The organism is Devosia sediminis (genome assembly GCF_016411825.1).
Taxonomy (GTDB): Bacteria; Pseudomonadota; Alphaproteobacteria; order Rhizobiales; family Devosiaceae; genus Devosia; species Devosia sediminis.
Genome location: NZ_JAEKMH010000003.1, coordinates 533760 through 546602 on the forward strand (window position 1 = coordinate 533760; position 12843 = coordinate 546602).

At 63.8% G+C, this 12843-nt stretch carries 11 protein-coding genes; 9 read left to right on the top strand and 2 right to left on the bottom strand.

The genetic code is table 11. The features are described from left to right. The first annotated feature begins 736 nt into the window (after positions 1-736). A complete protein-coding gene (locus JEQ47_RS15675) occupies positions 737-1984 on the top strand; it encodes an aminopeptidase (protein ID WP_198877339.1) in 1248 nt (415 codons plus the stop codon). Positions 1985-2036: 52 nt separating this feature from the next. Here the strand turns inward: JEQ47_RS15675 and ppk2 are convergent, their stop codons facing one another. After that, positions 2037-2891 (bottom strand): polyphosphate kinase 2, encoded by an 855-nt coding sequence (gene ppk2, locus JEQ47_RS15680; protein WP_198877340.1) that lies wholly within the window; start codon positions 2889-2891, stop codon positions 2037-2039. A gap of 87 nt (positions 2892-2978) precedes the next feature. On the opposite strand from ppk2, the gene JEQ47_RS15685 reads away from it, so the two are divergent. Together JEQ47_RS15685 and JEQ47_RS15690 are read left to right on the top strand one after the other, a co-directional pair. Continuing rightward, complete coding sequence (locus JEQ47_RS15685) at positions 2979-4271, top strand: sensor histidine kinase (RefSeq protein WP_198877341.1); 1293 nt, start codon at positions 2979-2981, stop codon at positions 4269-4271. 111 nt (positions 4272-4382) lie between these two features. Beyond that, complete coding sequence (locus JEQ47_RS15690) at positions 4383-4661, top strand: hypothetical protein (protein WP_198877342.1); 279 nt, start codon at positions 4383-4385, stop codon at positions 4659-4661. A 48-nt stretch (positions 4662-4709) separates the two neighbouring features. On the opposite strand, the gene JEQ47_RS15695 is transcribed toward JEQ47_RS15690, so the two are convergent. Continuing rightward, complete coding sequence (locus tag JEQ47_RS15695; protein WP_198877343.1) at positions 4710-5249, bottom strand: GcrA family cell cycle regulator; 540 nt, start codon at positions 5247-5249, stop codon at positions 4710-4712. Positions 5250-5621: 372 nt separating this feature from the next. Here JEQ47_RS15695 and JEQ47_RS15700 point away from each other — a divergent pair, with 372 nt between their 5' ends. The 6 genes from JEQ47_RS15700 (at position 5622) to JEQ47_RS15725 (ending at position 12503) form a co-directional block, all read left to right on the top strand. Next, positions 5622-6821 (top strand): aspartate aminotransferase family protein, encoded by a 1200-nt coding sequence (locus JEQ47_RS15700; RefSeq protein WP_198877344.1) that lies wholly within the window; start codon positions 5622-5624, stop codon positions 6819-6821. Positions 6822-6943: 122 nt separating this feature from the next. Next, positions 6944-7873, top strand: a complete 930-nt coding sequence (gene argF / locus JEQ47_RS15705; RefSeq protein WP_198877345.1) for an ornithine carbamoyltransferase — start codon at positions 6944-6946, stop codon at positions 7871-7873. Between the two features lie 146 nt (positions 7874-8019). Beyond that, on the top strand, positions 8020-9018 hold the full coding sequence (locus JEQ47_RS15710) for an Hsp33 family molecular chaperone (RefSeq protein WP_198877382.1): 999 nt from the start codon (positions 8020-8022) through the stop codon (positions 9016-9018). A gap of 132 nt (positions 9019-9150) precedes the next feature. Continuing rightward, complete coding sequence (locus tag JEQ47_RS15715) at positions 9151-9855, top strand: autoinducer binding domain-containing protein (protein WP_198877346.1); 705 nt, start codon at positions 9151-9153, stop codon at positions 9853-9855. Between the two features lie 101 nt (positions 9856-9956). Further along, on the top strand, positions 9957-10610 hold the full coding sequence (locus tag JEQ47_RS15720) for an acyl-homoserine-lactone synthase (protein ID WP_198877347.1): 654 nt from the start codon (positions 9957-9959) through the stop codon (positions 10608-10610). A 9-nt stretch (positions 10611-10619) separates the two neighbouring features. Further along, entirely contained in the window at positions 10620-12503 is a 1884-nt protein-coding gene (locus JEQ47_RS15725; protein WP_198877348.1) for a glycosyltransferase, read from the top strand. Positions 12504-12843: the final 340 nt, after the last annotated feature.

Below are 12843 nucleotides of genomic sequence, written 5' to 3' on the forward strand. Positions count from 1 at the left end.
GCGCGCGCCCCATGGCACTCCAACTTGCCCACCCACCGAGGACGGCACCGTGCTCGGACAGACGTCGAGACTTATCCCCGCCTCATTGAAGGCTGCGATACTCCCACCCATCAGCCGGGTGGAGATGGGGTTGCAACGATCAACCGCGCGGCGACAGTCGGGAGGGCTCTGAATCGTTACGGAGCCTGGGTCCGGGGATGGGTTGGGGCAGCAATGTTCCCCCTAGCGAAACCCTTCGCCCTGTCCCGCAGGGCCAATCGCTCCAGTGGAGCGATTGGAAGGAAGAAGGCCAATGCGAGCTGCGCTCGATTGGCTCATCGGCCGGAAATCCTGACGCCCCGGGACGTCTTGCGTCTCATATTTTACTACTCACGAGGCGAAAGTCGTCTCGGGGCACCATCAATCACCCAGATCCGGAGGCATCCCTGCCGGCCGGCGCATGGTCACGTCTCGCTGTTATTCAGGCAGGCGCGCACCCGGGCCGACCAGGCCGCGGGTCTGCACCTGTGCATAGCCCAGGCCCAGGGCGAAAACCGAAAAGATGGCGCCGACAGCGGCAACGAGCACGAACATGGCAAAGCCTCCTTGGATGTCGATACATCCATTTGGCATGGTGCCGGTGGCGGGGAATTGATCGGGGTCAAGAAACCGGTCGTTTGCGCCGGGGTGGCGCCTTCCGCAATCGGGCGATAGGCTTGTGGCCAACCGATTCAAGAGCAAGAAGGCTTTTTGCCCAATGAGCAATTCCCCCATCGATCCGGTCAAGCTCGACAAGCTCGGCGAAGTCGCCATCAAGGTCGGGCTGCAGCTGGCCGAAGGCCAGGACCTGATCATCACTGCGCCGATGACATCGGCGCCGCTGGTGCGCCGCATCACCGAGCATGCCTACAAGGCCGGCGCGGGTGTGGTCACCACGATCTATTCCGACGAGGAAGCCACCCTGTCCCGCTTCCGTCACGCCAGGGATGCGAGCTTTGATCGCGCCGCCGGCTGGCTCTACCAGGGAATGGCCGAAGCCTATCGCAACAACGCCGCGCGCCTCGCCATTTCGGGCGACAACCCGATGATGCTGGCCAACGAGGACCCCGACAAGGTGTCGCGCGCCAACCGCGCCAATTCGGCGGCCTACCGTCCGGCGCTCGAGCTGATCACCGGCTTCGACATCAACTGGAACATCGTGTCCTATCCGACGCCGAACTGGGCCAAGCTGGTCTTCCCCAACGATCCCGAAGACGTGGCGATCGCCAAGCTTGCCGACGCCATCTTCAAGGCAAGCCGTGTCGATCGCGACGACCCCATTGCCGAGTGGAAGCAGCACAATGCCAATCTCAAGGCGCGCTGGACCTGGCTCAATGGCAAGAAGTTCGCCTCCCTGAAATACAAGGGCCCCGGCACCGATCTTTCAGTCGGTCTTGCCGACGGCCATCGCTGGAAAGGCGGCGCCTCGGAAGCCAAGAACGGGGTCACCTGCAACCCCAATATCCCGACCGAGGAAGTCTTCACCACGCCGCATCGCCTGCGCGTCGAGGGCACGGTTTCGGCGACCAAGCCGCTGTCGCACAACGGCACGCTGATCGAAAACATCCAGGCGCGCTTCGAGGACGGCCGCATGGTCGAGCTCAAGGCCAGCAAGGGCCAGGAAGTGTTCAACAAGGTGCTCGACACCGACGAGGGCGCGCGGCGCCTGGGCGAAGTGGCGCTGGTGCCCCATTCCTCGCCCATCTCGGCCTCGGGAATCCTGTTCTACAACACGCTCTACGACGAAAACGCCTCGTGCCACATCGCCATGGGCCAGTGCTATGCCGACTGCTTCGAGGACGGCAAGACCCTGACCCAGGATCAGATCTTCGCCCAGGGCGGCAACAAGAGCCTCATCCATATCGACTGGATGATCGGCTCCGACCAGGTCGATATCGACGGCGTCCATGCCGACGGATCGAGCGAGCCGGTCAAGCGCAAGGGCGAATGGGCGTTCAGCGTTTAGGGGGCGCTGGCCCCTTTCCTCTCACGGATGCGGGAGAGGAAAGGGAAGGGGCCTACTCCTCCTGAATCTCCAGGAAGTCGTCGGCGGTCAGCACGATCTTGCGGTCGATCTCGCCGATCTCGCGCTCGTCCTTGCCTTCATAGTCGAGGGCGTGGAGCACGACGCGAATGGCGTTGAGCCGGAGGCGGTTCTTGTCATTGGCGCGGATGACGGTCCAGGGCGCATGCTTGCTGTCTGTCGCCTTGAACATCCGGTTGCGGGCCTCCGAATATTCGTCCCACTTCTCGAGCGCCTTGAGATCGACCGGTGACAGTTTCCAGGTCTTGAGCGGGTCGTGCCGCCGGTCGTGGAAGCGCTTGAGCTGCATTTCCCGGCCGATGGACAGCCAGAACTTGAAGAGCTGGATGCCGTCACGCGTCAACTGCCTCTCGAACTGCGGCGCCTCCTCAAGAAACCGCTCGCTCTGCTCGGGCGTGCAGAAACCCATGACCGGCTCGACCACAGCCCGGTTGTACCAGGAGCGGTCGAACAGCATCATCTCGCCGGCGGCCGGGAGCCAGTCGACATAGCGCTGGAAATACCACTGCGTGCTTTCCCGGTCGCTGGGCTTGGGCAGGGCCACGATCGTGGTGTAGCGCGGATTGAGATTTTCCCGGAAGCGCTCGATCGTGCCGCCCTTGCCGGCGGCGTCGCGCCCTTCGAACAGGATGATGGTGCGGGTACCCGCCTTGGCCATATGCGCCTGATGCACCACCAACTGCTTTTGCAGCGCATACATCTGCGTGTCATACTCGTCGTCGTCGAGCTTGTCCTCGTAGGGATAATTGCCCGAGCCGAAAGCGGCCTTCTTGATGGCCTTGGGGAGCTCGGGATCGTTGATGTCGAAGTCGTCGATGGGATCGGTCACGCTGTCTCTCCACTGTCATACAGACCGTGCTATGAACGCCGCTCCCGCGCAAGAGGCGGGCTTAACCCTTTGATTCGACCCCCCGAAATGGATGACCTCCGCAGCACGAGACTGACCAGCCGAACGGACAATGCTCTGGCGCGCCTTGCCGGCCAGGTGCCGCTGCTCCTTGGTTTAACGGGCCTCATCCTCGCTTTCGTTCTGCTCGGTGGCCTGCGCCCGGATCTGGCGCTGCTCGGTTTTCTGGTGATGGTCGGCCTGGTCGCGCTGCTGCCGCGACCCGTGGTCCACCTCACCCATACGGTCGAAGTGCCCGCCATCGGTCCGGCTCGTCAGGACGTCGAGCGCGAACTGCTGCACTCCATGGTCGAGGCGCTGGGTGAACCCGGCCTGGTGCTCGACAGCCGCGGCGCGGTGCTGCATCGCAATGGTGCCGCGGCCCGCCAATATCCCAACCTGCAGGTCGGGCGGGTCATGACGCTGGTCATGCGCAATCCCGATCTGGTGGCGGCCATCGAAGGGTCGCAACGCAGCGGCGAGCCGCGCAGCTTCGAGCTGCACGAGACCGTGCCCTCGGAAACCTGGGATCGGGTCATGGTGGCGCCCATCCGCCGCCCCGACCGGGACTGGTTCGCCGATGAAAACCGTCAATTGCTGGTCACCTTCCAGAGCCTCACCGATCTCAAGCGGGTCGATGCCCTGCGCACCGATTTCGTCGCCAATGCCAGCCACGAACTGCGCACCCCGCTGGCTTCGCTGATCGGTTTCATCGACACGCTGCTTGGCCCGGCGGCGCGCGACGCGGAAGCGCGCGAAAAATTCCTCGGCATCATGCGCGGCCAGGCCGACCGGATGAGCCGGCTGATCGATGACCTGCTGAGCCTTTCGCGCATAGAGATGCACCAGCATGTGCGCCCGACCGGCTCCGTCGACCTGAGCGGCCTCCTGCGCGAAGTGCGCGAAGGCCTGCAGATCCAGGCCAAGGCCGCCAATCTCGATGTCGTGCTCAGCCTGCCCCACACGCCGGTCGCCGTGACCGGCGATCGGGGACAGCTCTATGAAGTGTTCGAAAATCTCATCGACAACGCCATCAAATATGGCGCCGACGGCAAGACCGTCGAAGTCACCCTCACGGCGGTTGACCGCCCCGGCCTGCATCACATGGTCAGCATTATCGACCACGGTCCGGGCGTGGAGCCAGAGCACGTCCCGCGCATGACCGAGCGCTTCTACCGCATCGATGCCGAGGCCAGCCGTCGCAAGAAGGGGACGGGTCTCGGGCTCGCCATCGTCAAGCATATCGTGCAGCGCCATCGCGGCCAGATGACGATCCGCTCCAAACCGGGCGAGGGGCTGCGGGTCGACGTGCTGCTGCCCTGACTGGACGCCGACTTTTCAGCTCGCGCGTAACCCGGCTTTAAGCCATTCGACGGGGTTGAGTGGACGGCACGCCGCCGCAGCGGCACTGTTGACGGGCACAGGAGCGCCCGCATGAGAACCATCTGGCCCGCCGCAACTCTCGCCATTGCCGTGACCGGCTACTTTGCCTGGAGCAGCTATTCCGCCCCCACGGCGCATCAGACCACGCTGGACGATTGCCATCGCCTTGCCGGCCAGGTGAAGGCGCTGCACGAGAGCGGTGGGGTGATCTCCGACGACCTGCTGGGAGAAGCGCGCACCTGTTCGGTGTCGTTCGGGCAGGACTGGGCCGCGACCGGTGGCGAGCATGCCGCTGCCCTGCGGGCGGAAGGGGCGCTGCGCGTCCCATAAAAAAAAGGGCGCCCGCAGGCGCCCCATTTTTTGTTGCAACCGGCCCGCTCAGCGGCGGCGCTTGTCCATCTGGTGGTAGGCGCGGCGCGAATGGAATTCGCAATAAGGACCGGATTCGAGGCTGTGCTGGCCGCAGAAGTAGAAGTCCTTGTTCAGCGGATCGCCGATGGGCCACTTGCAGGTATGCTCGTTGAGCTGCAGCAGGTTGAGGCGCTTGTCTTCCGGAATAAAGAGTTCAGCGGCTGCCGGGGCCACGTAGAGCTCGGCTTCCATTTCCGGCGCGGCGGCCAGCGCCGTGGCGCCCATCACCTGCGGCCGGGCCATGGAAACGCGCGGCTTGGCGCTCATCGGCGTGGCGCCGGAAGTCTGGCCGGTCACGCGGCGCGGCGCTGCCGGGCGCGCGGCGGGGCGAGCCCGCGGGGCGGTATTGGTCGGCTTGGCACGGGCAGAGAGCTTGAGGCGGTGCACCTTGCCGATCACGGCATTGCGGGTCACCCCTTCGCCCAGCTCCGCCGCAATCTGGCTGGCGCTGAGCCCTTCCATCCAAAGCTTCTTCAAAAGTTCGACGCGCTCGTCAGTCCAGCCCATCGATTGCGCTCCTGAAACCATCGACAAAACAGAATCCTTCATTGCGCTGCCAAAACGGCATGGCAGCCTTTTGACTCTACAGCTCGTATGTTGAGCGGGTCCGCCGCACGAGATATCGTGTCCCCAACGCCTCGGAGATTACGACATCGCAGGAATCGGGATCAAGAGTCGGGGCGGATTTTCCCCGTTTATTCATTGGTTAAGATTGCCCTAACGATCCTCGAGTCAAATCAGGCACTTGGGCCGTGAGTCATTGACTTGCCGCAGGTTTTTCGCCTAATTCTCAGGTCCAAACGCGCGGCCGAGAGGGCGCGTTTTTGATTTCTGTGGCAGCTTTGCCACGCTCTTCGTTCAACCCCAGAGGAAACTGCCATGTCTGCGCTCTACGGCACCTATGCCCGGTCCGATCTCGCCTTTGAGCGGGGCGAGGGCATGCGCCTGTACGACCAGCACGGCCGAGAATATCTCGATTTCCATTCGGGCGTTGCCGTCAACGCCCTGGGCCATGGCGACCCGCATCTCGTCGGTGCGCTCAAGGCTGCCGCCGAGAAGGTCTGGCACACCGCCAACACTTTCACCATTCCCGAGCAGGAACGGCTCGGTCAGCGCCTTGTCGAAGCCACCTTTGCCGACAGCGTCTTCTTCACCAATTCAGGTGCCGAAGCGCTGGAATGCGCCATCAAGACTGCGCGGCACTATTTCTGGGCCAAGGGCCAGGAAGACCGCTACGAAGTGATCGCCTTTACCGGCTCCTTCCATGGCCGCACCCTGGGCACCATCGCCGCCGGCGGCAATCCCGATTATCTCCAGGGCTTTGGTCCGGCGGCGCCGGGCTTCAAGCATGCCAAGCCGGGCGACCTCGATGCCGTCAGAGAGCTGATCGGCCCGCAGACCTGCGCAATTCTCATAGAGCCAGTGCAGGGCGAGGGCGGCGTCACCGCCATGACCAGCGAGTTTATGCAGGGGCTGCGCCAGCTCTGCGACGACAATGACATGCTGCTCATTCTCGACGAAGTGCAGTGCGGCTTTGGCCGGACCGGACGCTTCTTTGCCTTTGAATGGTCCGGCATCACCCCCGATATCGTTGCGGTTGCCAAGGCCATCGGCGGCGGCTTCCCGCTCGGCGCCTGCCTCGCGAAGGGCGACGTGGCGGCATCCATGGTGCCCGGCACCCATGGCTCGACCTATGGCGGCAATCCGCTCGCGACCACGGTGGGCAATGCGGTGCTCGATCGGATCCTGGCGCCCGGCTTCCTCGATCAGGTCAATGTCATGGGGCAGCGGCTCGCCTGGCACATGCAGCAACTGGCGCAGAAATATCCCGACCACGTGCTCGAACTGCGCGGCAAGGGCCTGCTCGCCGGCATCAAGATCGCCACCCCGGTGCGCGACATGGTCGCGCGCCTCCGGGACGACCATCAGCTCCTTGCCATGAGCGCTGGCGACAATGTTCTGCGTTTCCTGCCGCCGCTGATCGTCACGGAAGCCGACATCGAAAACGCCATGGCCAAAGTCAGCGCTGCTTTCGAGGCGATCGACGCCGAGGCGGTCACGCCGGCTGCGGGGTCGTGATGTATCTCACTTTCTACCATTTCGGACGCCGCCGAGGCCTTTGACATCGTTTGTTAGCCGTTGCCCCTCATGGTCACGGCACCGATCTCAATTCGACTAGCGTCAATAAAGGAGCCCGGCCCATGACGACCGGCACCCCCAATCATTTTCTGTCCATCGACGATTTTTCCTATGCCGAACTGCGCGGCATGCTCAACCAGGCCACAGCCCTCAAGGGGCGCCTGAAGGACGGCGACCGCCCGCTGCTCCTCAAGGACAAGACGCTGGCCATGATCTTCGACAAGCAGTCGACCCGCACCCGCGTTAGCTTCGACGTCGGCATGCGCCAGCTTGGCGGCGAAACCATCATGCTCTCGGGCAACGACATGCAGTTGAGCCGCGAGGAAACCCTGGCCGATACCGCTAAGGTCATGAGCCGCTATGTCGATGCCATCATGATCCGCATCCTCAGCCATGCCGATCTGCTCGAGCTGGCCGAGGCCGCCACCGTGCCCGTTATCAACGGCCTCACGCGGCGCGCCCATCCGTGCCAGATCATGGCCGACCTAATGACCTTCGAGGAGCATCGCGGCGATATCCGCGGCGCCAAGATCGCCTGGGTGGGCGACAGCAACAATGTGCTGCATTCCTGGGTCAATGCTGCCGAACTCTTCCAGTGCGAGCTGACCATCGCCACGCCCGACGAATACAGCCCGGAAAAGGACCTGATGCAGGACATCACCCGGGCCGGAAAGTATGCACGGCTCATCGAGGATCCGCGCGAGGCCGTGGAAGGGGCCGATCTCGTCATCACCGATACCTGGGTGTCGATGGGCGACGTCGATGCTGCCGAGCGGCGCCGGGTCTTGAAACCCTACCAGGTCAACACCAATCTAATGGCCTTGGCGAACAAGGACGCCCTGTTCATGCACTGCCTGCCCGCCCATCGCGGCGACGAGGTGACCGACGACGTGATCGACGGTCCCCAGTCGGTGGTGTTTGACGAGGCCGAGAACCGCCTCCATGCCCAGAAGGCCATTCTCTGCTGGGCCTTCGGAGTCGAAACGAACTAGACGGGGCGCCTCGTCATCGTTGCATTCCACAAACCGTCACCCCCGCGCAAGCGGGGGCCTCTGTTTTTGCGAGGTCGTCACGGGTGGTGCATCGCGATCCCGAGGCGTAGCTTAAGGAAAGACCAGATATGTCCACGGACCAGACCATGACCGAAACCCTGCTCTCGAGCCTTGGCCTCGATCGTCCCGAGACCGGTGATGATGCCGTGGTGCCCTTTACGCTCGACAAGCTCGATACCCGCGGCCGCGTGGTGCGCCTCGGCGAAGCTCTCGACACTATCCTGAGCCGCCACGACTATCCGCTCCCGGTGGCGCGCCTCTTGGGCGAAGCCGTTGTGCTGGCCTCGCTGATCGGCTCCTCCCTCAAGTTCGAGGGCCGCTTCATCATGCAGACCCAGACCAATGGCCCGGTGAACCTGATCGTCGTCGATTTCGACGCACCCGACGGTATCCGCGGCTATGCCCGCTACGACCACGACGCGCTCGTCAAGGCGGCCGAAACCGGTGAGACCAGCCCAGCCCAGCTTCTGGGCAAGGGGCACCTCGCCATGACCATCGACCAGGGTCCGCATACCGAGCGCTACCAGGGTATCGTCGCCCTCGACGGCAATTCGCTCGAGGAAGTGGCGCACACTTATTTCATGCAGTCCGAACAGATCCCCACCCAGGTTCGCCTCGCGGTGGCGCAGATCACCACTCGCGGCGACCATCGTCCGCGCTGGCGCGCCGGCGGCATGCTGGTCCAGCACCTGCCGGCCAATGGCATGTCCGTCATGGCTGACTTGCCGGGCGATGGCAATTTCGACAACCCGGATTCCGCCGACCCCGATTTCGTCGAGGCCGATGGCTGGGCCGAAGCCAAGGCGCTTCTGGGCACGGTGGGCGATCTCGAACTGACCGATCCGGACCTCTCACCGGAGCGGCTGATGTTCCGCCTCTATCACGAGACCGGCGTGCGGGTGTTTCCGCCGCAGGACCTGGTGGAGCGTTGCACCTGTTCCGCCGATCGCATCGAGGACATGCTGGCCAACAGCTTTTCCGAGCAGGAGCGGCAGGACATGGCCGTCGACGGCGAAATCGAAGTGGTCTGCGAATTCTGCTCGACCGCCTACCGGTTCAACCCGCACCAGTTCCATTCCTCATAATAAATAGCATGCGGCACCGGCTTCCCATGAGGCGAAGCCGGTGCCGCATCACTTGCCTTCGCGCGCGAATAGGGTCAGAATCCGCCTGTGTTCAATTGGCCTGTGGGGGATGCCAAGGTGAATGCCGATCTGATGTCGACGATTGAGGGCATCCAGAACCAGACCAGTTCCGACGCCATTCTCGATATCATGTACCGGGCTATCGGCGGCTATGGCTTCGAGCGCTTCATCGTCTCCGGCCTGCCCGATCCGGGTATCGATGTCCGGCCCTTCGTCCTGCTCTCGGGCTGGGACGACGAATGGTACGAGCGCTATACCGGCAAGGGCTATGTGCATCTCGATCCGGTCGCCCGGCACTGCTTTTCCACCACCTTGCCCTTCGACTGGTCGGACGCGCCTTACGACGCGGAGAACGACGCCCCGGCCCGGCGGGTGATGCAGGAGGCGCGCGACTTCGGCATGGACGAGGGTTTCTGCGTGCCTGTGCATATGGAAGGCGGCATGCAGGGTGTGGTTTCCCTGGTGGGCAAGACCGACCATCTCGATGAAAAGGACCGGCTTGAGCTGCACATGTTGGCCCTCTATGCCCATGGCCGCCTACGCTATCTCAATTCTCCCCAGGAACGCCTCGACGGGCGCCGGGGCATCACCCGGCGCGAAGCCGAGATCCTCAAATGGGCAGCGACCGGCAAGACGGCTGCCGAAATTGCAGATATTACTGGCCTCACCACGCGCACCATCAACCAGCATTGCGAAAACGCGCAAAAGCGGATGGGCACCAACAATCGCCTGCATACGGTGGTTGAGGCGATCCGGCACAAGCTCATTACGCTCTGACGCGGATTTCCGCCGCGCCTTGTGATTTCTCCCAATTTCGCGCGCCGCGTCACCCGTGCCTAATGCTTCTATTGAGGGCGTTGGCTCGGGGGGGCAGCGCGATGAAATTGCAGATCATCCGCGGTTTAGCGGACCGGCAGAGCCACGATCTACTTGAAGAGAATTTTCGGCTGCGACACCGGGTTTTCGTCGACATGGAGGGCTGGGAGGCCCTGCGCCGGCCCGATGGCCGCGATGTCGACGACTTCGACAATGCCGACGCCACCCATCTTCTGATGACCGATACAGCCGGAAAGCTGGTGGGCGGCTCGCGCATCACCCCGCTCGACCGGCCGAACTTGCTGCAGACTGTCTTTAACGGGCTCGTGCATGGAGAACTCCCCGCGCATCCTTCGCTAGGGGCCGACTGGACACGCTTCTACGTGCGTCCGGATCGACGCGAAGGACGGCGGCGCGCACCCGAGTCTGCAGCCCTTTTCTGCGCGGTGATGGAATACGCCCTCAGCCAAGGGTTGAGCTACATCACCTTTGTTTCCTCGATCTACATGCTCGAGCATGGCACGGCCGTGGGGTGGCGGATCACGCCGCTCGGCCCGCCGGTGATCAGCGAAGGCAAGCCGACCGTGGCCGCCTGGATCGAAGTGTCGGAGGCGGCCCTTGGCGCCGTGCGCCGGGCGACCGGCTGGGTCACGCCCATGCTCCCCGACGGACCTTGGCCGGCCGAACATCTTCCGGATCGCGGCCTGCCCGTGTGAGGCTCCCCCATGTCGGCGGCGACCGGTTTGATGCAGGCTCTGCTCGGCCCCGGAACGCCCCCGGACGTGGCGCGAGCCGCTCTCGACGAAGCGCTCCTCTCCGAAGTCGATCCGCTGCATTGGTGCGCGACCCACCTTCGTGTTCCCGATGCAGAGGTGATGCGGCGCGCGGCCGACTGGGCCGGGTTGGCCTTCCTGGACGCCGTTCCCCGCCTTGGTGACAGCGGCGCCGAGCCCGAGCGGATCGACCGCCTGGCCGACATCCGGATGCGGCGGATCGCGCTGCAGGACCGGGAAATCGTCATTGCCGCGCCGGATTTCTTTGGCGTCATTCGGATGGAAGAGTTCCGGCGCAAGTATCCGACACAAGGCCCTGCGATCTGTCTCATTCCCGCACCGGCCATGCGGGAACATCTTGTCGCCGAGGCGAGTGCCGCTCTGGTGGAGAGCGCGCGCCAGACCATGGCGCGTCACTGGCCTCGCGCTGCAGCCCAGCTCGAACTGACAACGCCGATGCGGCATGCCTTTGCCTGTCTGCTGCTCGCTCTCGCCGCGATCCTGGTCGTGGGTCCGATGACCGGCTTCCTCCTGTTGATGCCTCTCTGGCTGCTGCTTGTGCTGATCCCGAGCTTCCTCCGGTTGGCGGCTCTCTGCCTGCCGGTCGCTCCGGACCCACAGCTTGGCCCCTTGGCCGACCTGCCGGTCTACACTGTCCTGGTGCCGCTCCGCGACGAGGCGCACATGGTCGACCAGCTCTGCGCCTGCCTTGGCGGCCTGGATTACCCCGCCGAAAAGCTCGAGATCATCTTTGTGGTCGAGTCGAGTTCGCCCGAGACCGTGGCGTCCGTCCGCCGGCATCTGGACGATCCACGTTTTTCCCTTCTCGTCGTGCCCGATGCGCTGCCGCGCACCAAACCCAAGGCGCTGAGCTTTGCCTTGCCGCTCTGTCGGGGCGAATTTCTCGTGGTCTATGACGCGGAGGATCGCCCCGCGCCGGGCCAGTTGCGGCAAGTGGCGGCCTGCTTCGATCGCGATCCGGAGGTGGCCTGTGTCCAGGCGCGGCTCGTGATCGACAATGGCGGTCGATCCCTGTTGCCTTCCCTTTTTGCCGGGGAATATGCCGCGCTGTTCAGCGTCCTGCTGCCCGCTTTGGCCAGGTGGGGCCTGGTCATGCCGCTTGGCGGCACGTCCAATCATTTTCGCACCACGACATTGCGGGCGCTGGGCGGCTGGGATTCGTTCAATGTCACCGAGGACGCCGACCTCGGTGTGAGGCTGGCGAGACGGCACCTGCGTTGCGCCACGTGTCTGTCGGCCACGCTGGAGGCAGCGCCGACGCGCTGGTCTGTCTGGTTGGGGCAGCGCACGCGCTGGATGAAAGGCTGGATGCAGACCTATGTCGTGCACAACCGCCACATGCCCGAACTGGTCTCGGATCTGGGTTGGCGCGGCATGCTGATGCTGCAGGTCGTGCTGTTGGGCATGCTGCTGGCGCCCCTGCTGCATGCCGGCTTCCTGATCGTCCTGATTGTCCACCTGCTGACGGGGCAACTCGCCTGGCCGATGGTCGAGCCCTGGCCGTTGGCCTGCATCGTCGTGCTGGTCGTGGGCGATACCTGCGCGATTGCCACCAATCTGGTGGGCCTGTCGAGAACCGGCCAGCGTCATCTCTGGGCCTGGCAGGCCCTCCTGCCGGTCTATTGGGTGCTGATCTGGCTGGCCACCCAGCGGGCCATGCGCGAATTCACCCTGCGCCCGTTCCACTGGTTCAAGAGTCCGCATAGCACAAGCGACGAGACCACGCCGGGGCCGGAGGCGGGCCCGCCGAGGGCCACAGAACCGGCACACCACGTCTATGCCGAAAATCCCGGAAGGGTGGAAACACCAGCATAGCCGGGCACTTCGCTCGGGTTTTGCACATGCCCGACGTGGGGCGCGCAAGAAATGTCATCTTTCTTTCATGAGGGGTGTTGACGCGGAAATGGGCCTCCCATATAACCCCGCTTGTCGACGACGCGACGCGCTCCGGTGCTTCCCACTGATCGACGATCTCTGAAAGGGCAGATATGCTGCCGGGTAACCGGAAGCGAAATCTTGTTCCCTGAAGGAATATAGAGAGTGCCAACTCTCACCGACGCTGTAGTCCTCGCGGACACTGGGTCAGCTCTTTGACATTGTGAAGAATTGAAGAAAGAGAGACGTGGACGGCGAGGTTCTTGCGAGCTGGATCTGG